Raw genomic sequence first — 16,484 nt, forward strand, 5'->3', positions numbered from 1 at the left:
AACCTATGAAGCCTGTTAAGTATCTACTGTTGTCACTGTTGGGCATGAGCCTGCACGTTTCTGCGCAAACCGTTGTTGATGACGCCTGGGTACGCGCCACCGTGGCCGGTCAGCCTTCGACCGGTGCCTTTATGCACATTACCTCGAGCACAGACAGCAAGCTGATTGAAGTCCGCTCCCCCGTGGCCAAGACCGTACAGATCCACGAATCGAAAATGCAAAACGACGTGATGAGCATGCAGCCAGTGACATCGGTAGCCTTGCCGGCGGGCAAAAGCGTGGCTATCGAACCTGAGGGCTACCATGTGATGCTGATTGACCTGGTCAATCAGGTCAAAGCCGGTGATCAAGTGCCCTTGACCCTGATTGTTGAAGACAGCAAAGGGATCAAGGAGCAAATTGAGGTCAAGGCCGAGGCGCGTGCACTCAACAGCATGCCGATGCACCATGATCATGGTTCGATGCACTAAAGTTTTCCTGTAGTCGCTGCCGAGGAACGAAGGCTGCGATCGGGCGTGCAGCGCTGGTAAACCTTGAGCACCCGGTGTGCCAGTTGACTTGTTTTGCCGCCGCTGCGCGTGCGATCGCAGCCTCGCTTCGCTCCTCAGCGACTACAGTGTCATAGGCGGTTACTGATCAAAACCGCCCCGTTAGCGGGTATTCGACCGCAAGGCGTATCTGGTCCGTATCCAGTTCGGCCTGTGCGGTGTTGCCGCGATGAACGTTGTGTCGCAATGACATGATGGTGCCCTTGGCCGCGCCGCTCTGCACCACATAGCGCGCTTCCATATCCCGCTCCCAGTGTTTCCCGCCTTTGCCATAGCCCAGATACGCATAGCCGCCCCGCGGGTCAACGTGGCTGCCGTCGATCTGGCTGCCACGTACATAAGCGGCGCTGAATACCAGTCCCGGCATGCCCCAGGGGGTCATCGCCAGGTCGTAGCGCGCTTGCCATGATTGTTCGTTGGGGGCGTTGAAGTCAGACAGCTGCACTGCATTGGTCAGGAAAATCGCCCCTCGGGTCACGTAGTCAAAAGGCGTATCGCCGTGCACTTTTTGATAGCCCAGGCTGAAGCTGTGCGGGCCCTGGGCGTAGGTGCTCAACAGGCTCCAGGTGGTGTTGTCGATATTGCCCGACAGCGCCTTCCCTTCATCAGTAGTGCGGTACAGGTTGAGGTTTAGCGACAGCGAGCGGTTCTCATCAAGCGCGTGGCTGAAGACGGCGCCCAGGTAGTGCTGGTTCCAGGTGTCTTCGTAGCGTGAGCTGTAGAGGCTGGCGCTGAAATTTTTGCCAGGGGTATACACCAGGCCTGCGAGGTCGAATGCATCGCCCTTGGGGCCGTTGGAATAATTGACCACAAACCCCTGATCATGACTGCTGGCGTTGCGATCGGTGCTCCCGGTGAAATGCCCGCCGACCATTTTCAGGGCATTGAACTCGTTGCTGGTGAGGAACGCGCCGGTGGCGGTTTCCGGCAACAAGCGGCTGTCGGATGAGCTGAAAACCGGAGTCTTGACCCGTTGTTCACCGTAGGACAGCACCGTATTGGACATGCGCAGTTTGAGCGCCGCGCCGCCGCGCCCGTAGTTGTCCTTGGGATAGCCGTCGTTATCCAGGCCCAGCAGGCGAGCCTTGCCGGCACGACCGCCACCGCTGTCCAGCTTGAGGCCCATATAGGCGTGGGCATCCACCCCGACACCGATCAGGCCCTGGGTAAAACCTGACTGCAAGGTGCCCATCAAGCCGTAGGCCCATTCTTCGGCATAGCCATTGCGTTCGGTGCGTGGTTTGTAAGCATTGCGTGCGCCGCTGTTGCTGGCACCGTGGCGATACTCACGGCTGTCGTAGACCGTACGGTTGACCAGGCTCCAGGTACTGTCTTCGATAAAGCCCTTGGCCTGCTCCTGGGCCGACTCCGCCAACGCCAGGGGGCTGGCGAGGGCGATCAGGATAGCGGAGCGCGTGCGCACGGTACTCATTTCGCCACCTGCTGTGCTTGCAGGGTTGCAGCCAGGCGGTCAAGCGCGCGTTTGGGCAGCGTGGCGGGTAGCACCGGGAGCTCTGCAGCAGGTTCGCCCACCTGGATCAGCATGACCATACCCATGGCCAGGTGCGGGGTGCATTGAATACCGTAGAGGCCGGGCACGCTGAAGGTTTGCTCCACCTCCTGATTGATCTTGCCCTTGAAGGGTTGTGCGCCGTCAGGCAGCAGCTCGGGCATTGTCGCGGCATTATGGCCGCTTTGTGTGGGGATGAACTTGACTGTGTCGCCAGGGGCGATCCGCAGGTAATCCGGTTCATAGACCATTCCGGCATTGGCGCTGCGGGTGAGCATTTTCACTTCGTGGGTTTGTGCCAGCGCCGAGGTGCAGAGCAGGGCGGTGGTCAACAGCAGGGTCAGGGATGCAATACGCATGGTGTGCTCTCTTAAATATAGTATTCAAACGCGCATGCGCAGGATCTGCGCGCCGTCAAATGGATCGGTCAGGTAGTGCGCCTGTACCCCGAATGTGGCCTGCAGCCGTTGTGGGGTCAGGACTTCAAGGGGTTTGCCCAGTGCAATCAAACGGCCGTGTTGAAGAATTGCCAGGCGATCACAACTCAGGGCCTGATTGAGATCGTGCAGGGCAATCAGGGTGGTCACGGGCAGGGCCTGTACGGTTTTTAAAATGGCCAGTTGATGCTGGATATCCAGATGATTGGTGGGTTCATCCAGCAGCAGGATTTGCGGGCACTGCGCCAGAGCCCGAGCGATATGCACGCGTTGGCGCTCACCCCCCGAGAGTCCGCGCCAGGTGCGGTTGCGCAGATGCGTCGCATCCACATCGGCCAGCGCCTGCTCGACAATCGCCGTGTCGTTGGCCGACCACGGGCTTAGCGCCGACAGCCAGGGTGTACGGCCCAGGGCAACAGCATCGAACACGCCGATGGCGTCATGGGTGTCGGCATGTTGTTCAACCACCGTCAGTGTTTGCGCAATAGTGCGCTGGCTGATTTTGCGCAGCGGTTGCCCGTGCAGTAACACCTGGCCCTGGCCGGGCACCCGCAGGTTGGCCAGCAGCTTGAGCAATGAAGACTTGCCCGAACCATTGGGCCCGACAATCCCCAGGGTCTCGCCGCGCTGCACACTGAGGGTGATGCCCTGCAACAGTTGGGCATCACCCAGGCGGTAACTCAGGTCGCTACAGCTCAGCACTGTCATCGCGCATGCCTCCTGCCGATCAGGATTAGCGCAAATACCGGTGCGCCCACCAGGGCGGTGACCACGCCGACGGGGATCACCTGGCCTTTTATCAAGGTGCGTGACAGTACATCGGCGGCGATCAGGAACAAGGCTCCGCCCAGGGCGCTGGCGGGCAGCAGGCGGCCATGCCCGGTACCGGCCAGCAGGCGCACAGCGTGGGGGATGACCAGCCCGACAAAGCCGATGGAGCCGACAATCGACACCATCACCGCCGTGACCAGCGCCGCACAACTGATCAGCAACAACTGCACCCGGCGCACCGGGATGCCCAGTGAAGCCGCCGAGTCGGCGCCAAAGGTGAAGGCATCCAGCGCGCGCCGGTGCCACACGCATATAACCAGCCCCAACACTGCCGCAGGCACTGCCATCCATACCGAAGGCCAGCGCACGCCACTGAGGTTGCCGAGCAACCAGAACATGATCCCGCGGGCCTGCTCGGAGCTGGCCGATTTGGTGATCATGAAGGCCGTGATTGCGTTGAACAACTGCGAGCCTGCGATACCTGCCAGGATGATCTGGGCACTGGTGCCGGTTGGCCCGCTGACCCGTGCCAGCAAAATAACCAGGGCGAAGGCGCAAATCGCTCCGGCGAAGGCCCCGGCCGACAGTGACACAGCCCCCGCGCCCAACCCCAGCACCGCCACCAGCACGGCACCGGTCGAAGCACCGGCGGAAATCCCCAGCAGGTAGGGGTCGGCCAGCGGGTTGCGCAGCAACGATTGCAACACCACGCCACAGGTGGCCAGCCCCGCACCGCAGGCCGCCGCTACCAGGGCACGGGTCAGGCGGTAGTTCCAGACAATCCCTTCGTCAATCGGGTCCAGCACATACCCGGCCCCCCACAACTTGTTGGCCAGAACCTGCAGCACCACTGCGGGTGCGATCGGGGTTTCACCGATGGCAACTCCGGCGAGCACTGCCAGCAGCAGTGCTGCACAGGCCGCGAAGACAAGTATCAACCGTGCAGTCATTTAGACAGGTCGTGTTGGCTGATGGCAGTGGCGAGTGTTTCGATACCGTCGAACAGGCGCAGGCTGGCCTGCATGGCATGGGCATCGAGGACGATGACGCGGTTGTTTTTCACAGCATCCATATTGCGGGTTACCGGGTCGGTACGCAGGAACTCGAGTTTTTTCTCGACGTCATCTGCCGGGAAACGTCGACGATCCATGCGTGCGATCACCAAAAATGTCGGGTTGGCCTTGGCCAGGGTTTCCCAGCCAACGGTTGGCCACTCCTCATCGGACTCCACGACATTACGTACGCCCAGGGTGTTGAGCATAAAGTCGGGGATGCCTTTGCGTCCGGCAACATAGGGGTCGATATCCATGTCCGCACTGGAGAACCAGAACAACGCGCTGGTGGAACTCAGGTCCTTGCCCTTGAGCGAGGCAACGGATTTTTCCAGGCTGGCTTTGAGCTGATTGTTGAGTTGTTCGCCACGCTGCTGCACATCGAAGATTTCGGCCAGCTGGCTGATGCTCTTGTACACACTGCCTATGCTGAACGGCTGCATGCGTGTGCCGTCGGCGCCGACCAGGTTGTCCTTGCCCTCACAGTCCGAAGGCATCAGGTAAGTCGGGATATTCAGTTCGGCAAACTGCTCACGGGTACCCACTACACCCTGCGGGCCCACCATCCACTCCAGTTGCACGGCCACCAGCTCCGGGCGCTTGCCAATGACGGCTTCAAAGCTCGGGTCATTGTCGGCCAGGCGCTCAACCTTGTCGTTCTGTGCCTGGTATTGCACAGGGACATCGTTGAACCACAGCGAAGTACCCACCAGCCTGTCACCCAGCCCCAGGGCATAGAACATTTCGGTGCCGGCCTGGCCGATGGTTACCGCGCTTTTCGGGGCATGTTGAAATGTCAGTGGGCTGGCGCAGTTCTGCAGGGTCAGGGGGTATTGTGTGGGGGCCGCATGGGCCAGTGCCGGCAAGGCCAGGGTAGCCATGAGGGCAGCAACGCGGTGCAACAGCATGATGCAATCTCCATTTGATCGTACACGAGGCACAGGTGCACGGTCGGGAATGCATCATCGGGTACTGCTGCAACAACAGTACAAAGCAGGATGCCTCCCCGGACACCCCGCCGGTTAGTGTGTGGACTTTGCCGGCAGGTCTCCTGACTGATGGGTCATCGCTTGCGCCAGCCTTCCCGGGGGTTAACCCAGTGGCAATCTTGGCGCAGGCTCGTCATCTACAGTTGCGGGGGCAGTTCCGTTGGGTGCTGTAAAAGCACTGCGGATTCCCTTTTAACCCCCCGCGAGGGGGGGACCGGCGCCGGGATGATAATCGATCCTGTTTGTTAAAGGGGGGGCGCCGTCAGAATCAGAAATACTTGAGCCAGGTAATATCCCGGCGCCGGGCTTTCAAATTGGCGAACCAGCGCACCGGTAAATACAGGAAAATGGCCAGTAACACTGCGGTTAACCACACCGAGCCGATGCTGTCGAAACCGAAATAATCGCCTTGATTCAAACCAAACAGGGCAACGCTGGCCAGGTACAGCACTTTGAGTGCATACAAATGCAACAGATAGAAAAACATCGGCGCTGCGCCAAATACGGCCAGGGTGCTGATCCATGTGCGTTGTTGTAACCGCTCAAAAGCCAGCAGCAACAACAGGCCAACGCCCAGGGTCAAGGCCAGAAACAACAGGGAAGGCGGGTACTTGGTGATGTTGAAAAAGCTCATCAGGGTCTGTGTGGTATCGGCATGGCTGGCCCAGGGCGCCTCGCCGTAACCGTTGAACAAACGCAGCGCAACAAAACCGAGCAGGGCACCGCTGCCTGCGAGCAATAGATAGCGCTGGCGCAAGGCTGCCGGGGCGGAGCGGGCAAACCAGGGCCCCAGGCAATAGCCCAGTGCGATTACACCGATCCACGGCAATACCGGATAGGAGGTGCGCATGCGCAAGCTGTCACCCACTTCAATCCAGCCGCGATCATGCAAAATCGCCCAAGGCACATGCATCACTGACCCCGGAGCAAAATGCAGGGTATCAAGCAGGTTGTGCCCGGCGATTATCACCAGGCCGAGTACCAGCAGAACCGGGCGTGGCAGCCACACCAGGGCGGCAAGGGCGATCATGCTGACGCCAATGGCCCAGATCACCTGCATGTAGATCACCGACGGCGGCAATTGGAAAGTCCAGGCAAAGTTGACCAGGGTAAATTCCAGCACCACCAGAAACAGCCCGCGCTTGAACAGAAACGCCGATACATCACGCTTGCCCTGATATTTTTCGCCATACAGATACGCCGACAGACCGGTCAGCAAGACAAACACCGGCGCACAGATATGGGCCAGGGTGCGACTGAAAAACAGGGCTGGGTCGGTGATCTCGATATTCATCGGGTCGGCCACTTGCCGGTGCAGAAAGAACGTCTCGCGCACATGGTCAAGCAGCATGAACAGAATCACCAGCCCGCGCAGGGCATCGATGGACAGCAGGCGCTGATTCAAGGAGGGAGTAGGGGCAGTCATTGAGGGTCACAGGCAAGGGAATGTTATAAGGCACTGATACAATATAACATTTCTCTCTGCGCTGTCACCCCTTTGGGAAATATTCGCAATGGCTGGATGCATCTAGCGCCGTACTTTCACCGACATCGTCATTTTTCGGGGCGGATCAAACAACGCTGGTCAGGCCTCCGTCCACAAACAGGGTTTGACCGTTGATAAAGTCCGAAGCCGGCGAGGCCAGAAACACCGCCGCGCCGCACAATTCGTCAACCCGCCCCCAGCGACCTGCCGGAGTGCGCTTGCACAGCCACTCGGAAAACTCCTGGTTGTCGACCAGTGCGCGGTTCATCTCAGTGGCAAAGTAGCCCGGGGCCAGGCCATTGGCCTGGATGCCATGCCGTGCCCACTCGGCGCACATGCCTTTGGTGAGCATTTTCACTGCCCCTTTGGAGGCGGCATAAGGGGCGATGGTCGGGCGTGCCAGCTGGCTTTGCACCGAGCAGATATTGATGATCTTGCCGCGACCACGGGCAATCATGTGCCGCGCCACGGCCTGGGACACATGGAACACCCCGTCCAGGTTGGTGCGCATCACATCGTGCCAGTCGCTGGCGCTGAAATCCTCCAGCGGCGCGCGACGCTGAATCCCGGCGTTGTTGACCAGAATATCGATGGCGCCGACATCGGCCTCAAAGGAGTTGATCGCGGCAAGCAACTGCTCGCGGTCAGTCACATCGAATGCCACGGCTTCAGCCTTCAGGCCTTCGTCACGCAATTGAGCGGCAACAGCGCGGGATTTTTCGATATTGCGAGTGTTGATCACCACGGTAGCCCCGGCAGCGCCCAGGCCGCGGGCCAGCTCCAGGCCGATACCCTGGCCCGATCCGGTGATCAGGGCCCGATGCCCCCCAAGCTGGAAGCTATTAATACTGAATGACATGGTGTTCTCCACAAATGGCCGTTTGTTATTTTGAGCGGCCCTGTGGTTACTTCACCTCAGGCTAAAGGTGCAGTCCAATCGTCATTGCTGATCTCGTAATCAATATTTTTGATATTGGCATTGGAACGTACTGCAGCGCGGGCTTGTCCATTAAGCCTGTACTCCCATACGTTGAGGTGAACATGCGCAGCTTGATTTCTGCATCGATAGTGGCTGGTTTTTTGTGTGCCCTGCCTTACGCAGCGCAGGCTGACGATGCCAAGCCAGGTGACTGCAAGCCAGGGCAGATATTGGCCGAATCCATGGACCTGAGCAGTTGCTATGGCCACGGTGACAAGGCACCGGATCAATACATCCGGGACGACGTTGCGATCATGGACTGGAAATCCAAAGGGCTGCCCAAACCTGAAGAGCATGAGCAATGGGTGCAAATCAGCGGGCATTATGTGCTGGTCAATCGGGTCAATGCGGTGATCAAGGAGATCCGCACAAAAGATGCCAAGGTACTGCGCAAGTAACGCCTGCTACCCGGGCAAGCCGGCTCCCACAGATTGCGCTGCTGGCAATCAGGGTGGGAGCGAGCTTGCTCGCGATGATGTCAACGCCAATCAGCTTTAACCCGCTGCGCGGCCATGGGCTGCCGTGGCCAGTTGCCCGGTATCGACGCGTACAAAAATCGAGTCGCCCACCGCCGTCAGTACATCCCCGGCATAGACCTCGCAGATGATCCGCGTTTTGCGTCCCACGTCGCCTTCCACCTTCGCCCGCAGGGTCAGCGGCACGCCCATGGGCGTCGGCTTGATAAATTTGATTCCCAGGTTGCCCGTTACGCAATTGATCCGCGGCAGGCTGGCGGCATCGCGCTGTTCCATGCGGTAGTGATACGCCATGGCCGTCCAGTTCGAATGGCAGTCCACCAGCATGGCGATCATGCCGCCGTATACCAGCTCAGGCCAGCCGCAATACTTGGCATCGGGCAGGTGCTCGGCAATCACATGCACACCGTCTGCGTGCCAGAAGCTCTTGATATGCAGGCCGTGGGGGTTGTTGCTGCCGCAGCCATAACAAACGCCTTGCGGCGCCGCTGAGTCTTGCAAGGAAGTAGTCAACTGAGACATGTCCGATCATCCATAAAAAATGCAGCCTTTACGTTAACGTAAAGTAAGGGGCGGTTGCAGCATTTGCGTTAGCATCGCAGCGCAGCAATACCCATGGGCCATCGTGGCTCTCCCAGGGTCTGCATCGCAGGCAAGCCAGCTCCGACACGTTCTGTGATGTCATGCCTCCCTCAGGGTTCAACCACCTCCCGGTGATGGGCAGTGCCGATAAACATGTACATCGCCGGCACCATGAACAGCGTCAGCAGGGTGCCAATGGACAGCCCTGCGAAAATGACCAGGCCCATGTCATGGCGCCCTGCAGCACCGGCACCGGAAGCCCATACCAGCGGCACTACGCCCAGTACCATGGCGGCCGTGGTCATCAGGATTGGCCGCAGCCGTACGCCGGCGGCTTCTTCAATGGCCTCACGCTTGCTGCGGCCTGCGCGTTGCAGTTCATTGGCAAATTGCACGATCAGGATCCCGTGTTTGGTGATCAGCCCCAGCAACGTCACCAGGCCCACCTGGGTATACACATTGATCGAGGCAAAACCCATGGTGATAAAAGCCAGCGCACCAAACAGTGCCGGCGGCACCGAGAACAGGATCACCACCGGATCGCGAAAGCTCTCGAACTGGAAGGCCAGCGCCAGGTAGACGATCAAAATCGAGAACATCAGCAAGCCGACAAAACCACCTGACTCTTGCATGAACTGACGCGACTCACCGGAAAAGTCCGAGGTGTAACCCGAGGGCGCAATATTGCTCAGAATGGTGTTGAGCTTTGCCAGCAACTCGCCCTGGGACACGCCGCTGACGCCCGAGAGGGTCGCCGAGTTCAACTGCTGGAAGTGGTTGATCGACTCGGGTTGGGTCGAGGTTTCGATATGCGCCACGGTGCGCGCCGGAATCATCACACCGGCGGGCGTACGGATGTAGTAATCGAGAATCTGCCCGGGGTTGAGCCGGTCAACCTGCAGCACTTGCGGGATGACCTTGTATGAGCGCCCGGCGGTTGAGAAGTAGTTTACGTAGTTGCCACCCAAAGCCGCGGACAGGGCGGCACCGACATCAGCCTGGGTCATGCCCAGCGCAGCAATTTTTTCCCGGTCGACTACCAGTCTGGCCTGCGGCTTGTCCAGTTTCAGGTCCATGTCGGCAAACCAGAACAGTTGTTGTTTCTGAGCCTCAGCCATTACCGCCTGAGCCACTTCGTTGAGGTTCTCTACCGAGTCGGTGGTGGTGATCACAAACTGCACCGGCAAGCCCTGGGCGCCTGGCAACGAAGGCAATGGAAAGGCGGCGACGGTGGCCCCCGGCACTTGATTCCATTTTTTCTGCAGGTCCATGATCAGCTCGGCCTGGGAGCGGGTGCGTTCGTTCCAGGGCTTGAGCAAGACCCCGCCCAGGCCCTGATTGAGGGCAGGCAGCCCGGTCAGCTGGAACATTTGCGCGTATTCAGGTTCCTTGTTGGCGATCTGGAACGCCTGGTCGGCGATGCGCTCCATCTGCTGGGGCGCTGCCGTCGGCGGGCCTTTGATCATCATAAACACCAGCCCCTGGTCCTCGGTCGGTGACAGTTCGCTCTTGGCGGTCATGCCACTGGCGGCAACCAGCACAAACAGGACAAAACCAAATGTCACCAGCACTGGCCAGACGTCCAGGCCAGCGGACAGGACGCGATGGTAACGCCGGCGCAGCCAGTCAAAGTATTGATCGAGCCTGCGCGCGAAGCGACCTTCATCCTGCCCGGATTTCAACAACCGGGAGGTCATCATCGGCGACAGCGTCAAGGCCACCACCGCCGACACGGTTACCGCACCGGCCAGGGAAAAACAGAACTCCTTGAACAGTGCCCCCGTCAGGCCGCTGCGTAGCCCGATCGGCACGTAGGCGGCAATCAACACGACGGTCATCGCAATGATCGGGCCACCCAGTTCCCGCGCCGCCACCAGTGCGGCTTCAAATACACTTTTGCCTTGCTCCTTGATATGCCGGTCAACGTTTTCCACCACGATAATTGCGTCGTCCACCACCAGGCCAATGGCGAGAACCAGTGCAAGCAAGGTCAGCAGGTTGATCGAATAACCCAGCAGGTACATGACAAAGAATGTGCCGACCAACGACAGCGGTATCGCCACCAGAGGCACGATCACGGCTCGGAAGGAACCGAGGAACAGGTAAATGACCACTGACACAATGACCATGGCTTCGGCCAGGGTCTTGACCACCTCGACAATCGACGTGTTGATGAACGCCGTAGAGTCGTAGACGATTTCGCCGCGCACGCCGGCAGGCAATTGCGCCTGCAGTTCGGGGAAGGCGTTGCGCACGCTGGTGGCGACGCTGAGGATGTTGGCATTGGGCGCTGCCTTGATACCGATAAACACCGAACGTTTGCCGGAAAACGCCACGCTGCTGTCGTAGCTTTCTGCGCCCAGGGTCACGGTCGCGACATCTTCCAGGTACACCAGGGCATCGTCGTTGTTCTTGATCACCAGCCGTTTGAATTCATCCACCGTGTGCAAGTCGGTGCCTGCCGTCAGGTCGACCGTGACCATCTGCCCTCGGGTCGAACCGACGGCAGATAAGTAGTTATTGTTGGCCAGTGCCGTGGCTACGTCCTGGGCGGTGACGTCATGGGCGGCCAGTTTGTCCGGGTCCAGCCAGGCGCGCAGGGCGAACTGGCGCCCGCCGAGGATTTCTGCGGTTTGCACGCCCTGGATCGAGTCGAGCTTGGGTTTGACCACCCGCACCAAGTAGTCGGTGATGTTATTGGTGGGCAGGGTGTCGCTGTAGAACCCCAGGTACATGGCATCCGTGGTTTGCCCGACCGCGACAGATAGCACCGGCTCCTGGGCCTGGGCCGGTAGCTGGTTTTTCACCGAGTTGACCTGGGTGTTGATCTCGGTCAGGGCCTTGCTGGCGTCGAAGTTCAGCCGCAGCGTGGCGGTGATGGTCGAGACCCCGGTAATGCTCGACGACGACAGATAATCGATGCCCTGGGCCTGGGCGATCGCCGACTCCAGCGGCTGGGTGATAAAGCCGGCGACTGTGGCCGCATCGGCACCGTAGTAGGCGGTTGTAATGGTCACGACCGCATTTTCGGTGCGCGGCCATTGGTTGACGGGCAGCTCGAAAATCGAACGCAGCCCCAGGATGAGAATAAACAGCGAAACCACCACGGCCCAGACCGGGCGCTGAATAAAGATATCGGTGAGCTTCATGGGTCACCTTTAGTGTTCTTGAGGCGTTGGTGCCGCATCGTTGAGCGGCGCGGCACTGTTATCGATCTGCACCGGCGAGCCATTTTTGAGTTTCATCTGGCCACTGGTGATCAACAGGTCGCCTTCCTTAACGCCGGACAGGATGGCGACCTGATCGCCACGGGTCGGTCCAGTCTTGATAAAGGTCTGTTGCGCCGTGAGTACGTCTTCACCCTTGTCGTTCTTGCTCGACAACGCGATAAAAACGGTGGTGCCGTAGGGGTTATAGGTGACCGCTGTCTGTGGCACGGTCAGGTAGCGCAGCACCGCCCCCGAGTCGACAACCGCACGGGCAAACATGCCAGGCACCAGTTTTTTGCCGGGGTTGGCAACGCTGGCTTCGACCGTGACGTTGCGCGTGGTCGGGTCGAACCGGGTGTCGATGGTACTGACCTGCCCCGTGAAGGTCTGATTGGAGAGACCGTCGGCGCTCACCGAAACTTTTTGCCCGACGACAATCGCTTCCAGTTGGGTCTGGGGCACGTTGAAGTCGATGTAAATGGGGTCGAAGGTCTGCAGCGTGGCGATTTTATCGCCCGGGTTGAGGTATTGCCCGGGGTTGACGGCGGTAATCCCGATACGTCCGGCGAAGGGGGCGCGAATGGTTTTTTTCGCCACCAGTGCGCGCTGCTGCTCTGCAGCGGCCAGCTTGGCTTTAAGGTCGGCGCTGTCGCTGTCCACTTGTGCCTGGGACACGGCGTTGACCGCCAGTTGCGCGCGGTCACGCTTGAGAACAATGGCAGCCAGGTCCGCCGTGGCTTCCAGCGAGTGGAGCTGGGCGATGTCCGAGTCGGCATTCAATTGCACCAGCAGCGCCTGGTCTTGCACCTCCTGGCCCGGAGTAAAACCGACACTGCGCACAATACCGCCCACTTCGGTGGTCACATCCACCCCGCGCACGGCCTTCATCGAGCCGATAGCGGAGACCGTTGGCTGCCAGTCGTCAAACGGCACCTTCAGGGCCGTGACCACGGCGGCGGGCAAGGGCTGTTTCGACTGGGCAATCATTGCTGAAATCTGGGTGAACTTGACCCCGGCGATGATCGCCACGATGACCAGCACGACCACAACCATGATGATCATCGGCCGCCACAGCCGACGCTTGCGCGGACCGCCGGGTGCGGTGGGCTCGGGAGGCGGGGCAGAGGCAGTCTTGTCATCAGCCATGGGGGTACTCGCTGTATCAGTGAGCCGGTCAGTCGAACCGGGTGGGGGCGGCAGGCACGGTCTTGTTATGGGCCGGCATCAGTTCTTCCCGGGTTGGCAGGCCGAAGCGGTCAGGGCGACCCTGGGTGCCAGGGTCAACGTCGCGGCGATTCCACCAGCCGCCGCCCAGCGCCTGGAACAGTGCTGCGCTATCGCTGTAGCGCACGGCCTGGGCCTGGACCCGGGTGAGTACGGTGTTCTGGTAGGTTTGCTGCGCCGTGAGCAGGTTGATATAAGCCACTGCACCCAGGCGATACTGCGCCTGCACCAGCGCAAGGCTGGCCTGGGCCGAGTGCTCCGCAGCCACTTGCTGCTTGAGCGCCTCGGCATCGGCCTCTAGCGCCCTGAGCGCGTTGGCCACATCCTGGAACGCGGCAATCACCGTACCGCGGTACTGCGCCGCGGACTGGTCATACGCCGCCACAGCCGCCCGTTTACGGTGTTCCAGCGCACCGGCATCGAACAGCGGTTGGGCGATACCCCCTACCAGGCTCCACACGCCCGAGCCTGCGGAAAACAGCTTGCTGCCACTGGCCACCGAGGAACCCAATGAGCCGGTGATGCTGAACTGCGGCAGTTGATTGGCCACCGCCACGCCAATATCGGCACTCGCCTCATGCAGTTGCGCCTCTGCGGAACGCACGTCCGGGCGCTGGCCGACGAGTGCCGAGGGCAGGCTTAGCGGTAACTCTTGCGGCAGATGCAGGGAGGCCAGGGTGAAACGCTCGCCCTTGTCCTGATTGGGGAACCTGCCCAGGTAGGCCATCAACTGGTTACGGGTTTGCGCCAACTGCTTTTGCAATGGCGCCAGAGTCGCGCGGGTCTGCGCCAGGGCGGTTTGCTGGGTCAGCACATCGGTATCGCCAATCGCGCCGAGGCGCCGCTGCGCCTGCAACAGGTCGAGCTGGTCGCTCTGTAGCTGGATGATTTGCCCGGTCGCCGCGATCTGATCGCGCAGGGACGCCAGATTGACTGCGGTATTGACCACATTGGCAGTGAGCGTGAGGTAGGTGGCCTCCAGCGCAAAGCGCTGGTATTGGGCCTGCGCTGTGGAAGATTCGATTTGCCGGCGCGTACCGCCAAAGACATCCGGCGCATACGACACATTCAGGGATGCGGAGCTCAGGGTCAGAATCGGCGCAGACGCAGCGCCGGTACTGGCCCCGGAGACCTTCTCACGGGTTTTCGACAGGTTGGCGCCCACCGAGGGAAACAATGACGCCTGATCGGCATAGACCCGCTCATTGGCCTGACGCAAGGCTGCTTGTGCGGCGCTGACATTGGGGTTGGCGCGCAACGCTTCTTCAACCAGTGCGTTCAACTCCGGCGAGCGGAACAGTGTCCACCATTGCCCGGGGATATCCATGCCGGCGATCAGCCGTTGCGCGGCGCCTCCTGCGGCGATATCGGCCTGCGCGGTGGTGGTAAATGCCTGTTTTGCGTAGTCGGCGTGCGCAGCCAACTCGGGCCGTACGAAGTCCGGCCCCACGGTACAACCGGCGAGGGCAATCATCAGCAAACTCAGCGGCAAACGCCGGGACATCCAGCAGCCCTCCTGAAAGGGCACGTAGTGACTGGCTTCAAGTCACGTTGGCAGGTGGATTGAACGTTAATCCAGGCGCGTGATAACTGCCAATAGAAGAAACCTTGGCCAGCCCGGGTTATGCGCGGTTCGAGACTATCCTGGCGGCCCCGATTGCCCGGTGAGCAAGCAATGGCGGCCCAATCGTCCACATGGACGAGGCGCCCGGCGCAAGGACCGGGCTAGCTTTCGGTTCGGGCGTTGTGCAGGCCCTTGTTCAGTTGAGGAGGCATCCATGAGTTGTGCAATTTCTGCCGTCGAAGGCCTGTCGGCCCTGTTGTTTGAACAAAAAGCCGCGTTCAACGCCCAGGGCGCCGTCAGTGCTTCACTACGTCGCGCGCGGATCCAGCGGGTGATCGACATGCTGGTGGATCATCATCCGGCGCTGGTCGACGCGATGGATGCCGATTTCGGCGGTCGTCCACGCGGGTTCTCGTTGATGAATGACGTACTGGGTGCACTGGGTTCCCTCAAGCACGCCCGCGACCATCTTGAAGGCTGGATGCAGGATGAACCGCGGCAGGTTTTCAGCCCTTATGACCAGCTCGGCGCCCAGGCCTGGGTGATGTACCAGCCCAAGGGTAGCGTGGGCATTCTGGGCACCTGGAATGCGCCGCTGTACACACTGCTCAGCCCGCTGGCGTCGGCGCTGGCGGCCGGTAACCGGGCCATCCTCAAGCCCTCGGAAGTGGTACCGCGCACGGCTGCGCTGGTATCCAGACTGATTGGCGAACTGTTCGACCCGCTGGAGGTGGGGGTCGTCACCGGTGACGCCGATATGGCCCAGGCCTTTACCGCACAACCCTTCGACCATCTGGTATTTACCGGCAGCACCGAGGTGGCTCGCTCGGTGATGCGCAACGCGGCACAAAACCTGGTGCCGGTGACCCTGGAGCTTGGCGGCAAGTCGCCGGTGATCGTGGCCCGCAGCGCCGACCTGGACACGGCGGCGTTTCGCATTGCCCTGTCCAAGACCACCAACAGCGGTCAGGTCTGCATCAACCCGGACCTGGTATACGTTCCACGTGAGCAGCTGGAAGGCTTTATCGAGGCCTTTGCCAGCGCTTACCGCAGGTTTGTGCCCGAGGTCAGCGACAACCCGGATGTGGTCGCAGTGGTCAACCTCCGGCACCTGGCCCGGGTCGAAAACCTCGTTAGCCAGGCCCGCCAGGCAGGTGCCCGGGTGCTGAGCCTGCCCTATGCCCTGGCGGCAGATGGGCAAAACCGTCGGCGCCCGCTGCAACTGGTCATCGACCCGCCTCAAGACAGCCTGATCATGCACGAAGAAATCTTTGGCCCGGCCATGGTGGTACTGCCGTATGACGAGGTTGACCAGGTGATTGCGCAAATCAACGCGCGACCACGACCGCTGGCCCTCTACTACTTTGGCAACGACGCCCGCGAGCAGCGTTATGTGCTGGAGCACACGCTGTCCGGTGGTGTCACCCTCAATGACGTGATGATGCACGCTGCTTTGCATGATGCCCCGTTCGGCGGTATCGGCGGCTCGGGCATGGGCCACTACCACGGGCGCGAAGGTTTCCTGCAGTTCAGCCACCTGCGCACCGTACTCAAGGCACCTGATCACGACCCGCGCGGCGAATGGGGTTTGTTGCCGCCCTACAGCGAGCATTTCGAAGCGGCGATGCTGGCGCAGATCACCCGGGATTGATGCTGG

Annotated in this window: 14 protein-coding genes and 1 riboswitch; of the genes, 3 read left to right on the forward strand and 11 right to left on the reverse strand. The window is 60.5% G+C overall.

Features of this window, described 5'->3' with window-relative positions:
* The first annotated feature begins 5 nt into the window (after window positions 1-5).
* A complete protein-coding gene (locus tag CJU81_RS04780) occupies window positions 6-470 on the forward strand; it encodes a copper chaperone PCu(A)C (protein ID WP_095035704.1) in 465 nt (154 codons plus the stop codon).
* 166 nt (window positions 471-636) lie between these two features.
* Here the strand turns inward: CJU81_RS04780 and CJU81_RS04785 are convergent, their stop codons facing one another.
* The 7 genes from CJU81_RS04785 to CJU81_RS04815 all read right to left on the reverse strand — a co-directional run bounded on the left by CJU81_RS04785 (window position 637) and on the right by CJU81_RS04815 (window position 7,652).
* Window positions 637-1,980, reverse strand: coding sequence for an OprD family porin (locus tag CJU81_RS04785; protein WP_095035705.1), 1,344 nt, complete (start codon window positions 1,978-1,980; stop codon window positions 637-639).
* Window positions 1,977-2,417 carry a pseudoazurin gene (locus tag CJU81_RS04790; RefSeq protein WP_095035706.1) on the reverse strand — a complete coding sequence of 147 codons (441 nt, stop codon included), beginning with the start codon at window positions 2,415-2,417 and terminating at the stop codon, window positions 1,977-1,979. Before CJU81_RS04790 ends, CJU81_RS04785 begins: the two co-directional genes overlap by 4 nt.
* Before the next feature lie 24 nt (window positions 2,418-2,441).
* A complete protein-coding gene (locus tag CJU81_RS04795; protein ID WP_095035707.1) occupies window positions 2,442-3,203 on the reverse strand; it encodes an ABC transporter ATP-binding protein in 762 nt (253 codons plus the stop codon).
* Entirely contained in the window at window positions 3,200-4,216 is a 1,017-nt protein-coding gene (locus tag CJU81_RS04800; RefSeq protein ID WP_095035708.1) for a FecCD family ABC transporter permease, read from the reverse strand. The genes CJU81_RS04795 and CJU81_RS04800 overlap by 4 nt, the downstream gene beginning before the upstream one ends.
* Complete coding sequence (locus tag CJU81_RS04805; RefSeq protein ID WP_095035709.1) at window positions 4,213-5,226, reverse strand: ABC transporter substrate-binding protein; 1,014 nt, start codon at window positions 5,224-5,226, stop codon at window positions 4,213-4,215. The genes CJU81_RS04800 and CJU81_RS04805 overlap by 4 nt, the downstream gene beginning before the upstream one ends.
* 116 nt (window positions 5,227-5,342) lie before the next feature.
* Window positions 5,343-5,541: riboswitch (cobalamin riboswitch) on the reverse strand.
* 34 nt (window positions 5,542-5,575) lie between these two features.
* Window positions 5,576-6,733 carry a DUF1624 domain-containing protein gene (locus CJU81_RS04810; protein WP_095035710.1) on the reverse strand — a complete coding sequence of 386 codons (1,158 nt, stop codon included), beginning with the start codon at window positions 6,731-6,733 and terminating at the stop codon, window positions 5,576-5,578.
* A 145-nt stretch (window positions 6,734-6,878) separates the two neighbouring features.
* Complete coding sequence (locus CJU81_RS04815; RefSeq protein WP_095035711.1) at window positions 6,879-7,652, reverse strand: SDR family NAD(P)-dependent oxidoreductase; 774 nt, start codon at window positions 7,650-7,652, stop codon at window positions 6,879-6,881.
* Window positions 7,653-7,834: 182 nt separating this feature from the next.
* Between CJU81_RS04815 and CJU81_RS24195 the strand changes: the two genes are divergently transcribed.
* Window positions 7,835-8,170, forward strand: a complete 336-nt coding sequence (locus tag CJU81_RS24195; RefSeq protein ID WP_095035712.1) for an RcnB family protein — start codon at window positions 7,835-7,837, stop codon at window positions 8,168-8,170.
* Window positions 8,171-8,266: 96 nt separating this feature from the next.
* On the opposite strand, the gene CJU81_RS04825 is transcribed toward CJU81_RS24195, so the two are convergent.
* From CJU81_RS04825 to CJU81_RS04840, 4 genes are all read right to left on the reverse strand, one after another.
* Window positions 8,267-8,770 (reverse strand): PaaI family thioesterase, encoded by a 504-nt coding sequence (locus CJU81_RS04825; RefSeq protein ID WP_095035713.1) that lies wholly within the window; start codon window positions 8,768-8,770, stop codon window positions 8,267-8,269.
* Window positions 8,771-8,940: 170 nt separating this feature from the next.
* Window positions 8,941-11,979, reverse strand: a complete 3,039-nt coding sequence (locus CJU81_RS04830) for an efflux RND transporter permease subunit (RefSeq protein WP_095035714.1) — start codon at window positions 11,977-11,979, stop codon at window positions 8,941-8,943.
* Window positions 11,980-11,988: 9 nt separating this feature from the next.
* Window positions 11,989-13,101, reverse strand: coding sequence for an efflux RND transporter periplasmic adaptor subunit (locus CJU81_RS04835; RefSeq protein WP_176464800.1), 1,113 nt, complete (start codon window positions 13,099-13,101; stop codon window positions 11,989-11,991).
* Between the two features lie 112 nt (window positions 13,102-13,213).
* The gene (locus CJU81_RS04840) at window positions 13,214-14,767 is read right to left on the reverse strand and encodes an efflux transporter outer membrane subunit (protein WP_095035716.1); all 1,554 of its coding nucleotides are present in this window, start codon (window positions 14,765-14,767) and stop codon (window positions 13,214-13,216) included.
* A 274-nt stretch (window positions 14,768-15,041) separates the two neighbouring features.
* Between CJU81_RS04840 and CJU81_RS04845 the strand changes: the two genes are divergently transcribed.
* Window positions 15,042-16,478, forward strand: a complete 1,437-nt coding sequence (locus CJU81_RS04845) for a coniferyl aldehyde dehydrogenase (RefSeq protein WP_095035717.1) — start codon at window positions 15,042-15,044, stop codon at window positions 16,476-16,478.
* The last annotated feature ends 6 nt before the right edge of the window (window positions 16,479-16,484 follow it).

The organism is Pseudomonas fragi (assembly GCF_002269505.1).
Classification (GTDB): domain Bacteria; phylum Pseudomonadota; class Gammaproteobacteria; order Pseudomonadales; family Pseudomonadaceae; genus Aquipseudomonas; species Aquipseudomonas fragi_D.

Coding starts and splice junctions, on each gene's coding strand:
- CJU81_RS04780 (WP_095035704.1), top strand. CDS start 6: ATGAAGCCTGTTAAGTATCTACTGTTGTCACTGTTGGGCATGAGCCTG.
- CJU81_RS04785 (WP_095035705.1), bottom strand. CDS start 1,980: ATGAGTACCGTGCGCACGCGCTCCGCTATCCTGATCGCCCTCGCCAGC.
- CJU81_RS04790 (WP_095035706.1), bottom strand. CDS start 2,417: ATGCGTATTGCATCCCTGACCCTGCTGTTGACCACCGCCCTGCTCTGC.
- CJU81_RS04795 (WP_095035707.1), bottom strand. CDS start 3,203: ATGACAGTGCTGAGCTGTAGCGACCTGAGTTACCGCCTGGGTGATGCC.
- CJU81_RS04800 (WP_095035708.1), bottom strand. CDS start 4,216: ATGACTGCACGGTTGATACTTGTCTTCGCGGCCTGTGCAGCACTGCTG.
- CJU81_RS04805 (WP_095035709.1), bottom strand. CDS start 5,226: ATGCTGTTGCACCGCGTTGCTGCCCTCATGGCTACCCTGGCCTTGCCG.
- CJU81_RS04810 (WP_095035710.1), bottom strand. CDS start 6,733: ATGACTGCCCCTACTCCCTCCTTGAATCAGCGCCTGCTGTCCATCGAT.
- CJU81_RS04815 (WP_095035711.1), bottom strand. CDS start 7,652: ATGTCATTCAGTATTAATAGCTTCCAGCTTGGGGGGCATCGGGCCCTG.
- CJU81_RS24195 (WP_095035712.1), top strand. CDS start 7,835: ATGCGCAGCTTGATTTCTGCATCGATAGTGGCTGGTTTTTTGTGTGCC.
- CJU81_RS04825 (WP_095035713.1), bottom strand. CDS start 8,770: ATGTCTCAGTTGACTACTTCCTTGCAAGACTCAGCGGCGCCGCAAGGC.
- CJU81_RS04830 (WP_095035714.1), bottom strand. CDS start 11,979: ATGAAGCTCACCGATATCTTTATTCAGCGCCCGGTCTGGGCCGTGGTG.
- CJU81_RS04835 (WP_176464800.1), bottom strand. CDS start 13,101: ATGATCATCATGGTTGTGGTCGTGCTGGTCATCGTGGCGATCATCGCC.
- CJU81_RS04840 (WP_095035716.1), bottom strand. CDS start 14,767: ATGTCCCGGCGTTTGCCGCTGAGTTTGCTGATGATTGCCCTCGCCGGT.
- CJU81_RS04845 (WP_095035717.1), top strand. CDS start 15,042: ATGAGTTGTGCAATTTCTGCCGTCGAAGGCCTGTCGGCCCTGTTGTTT.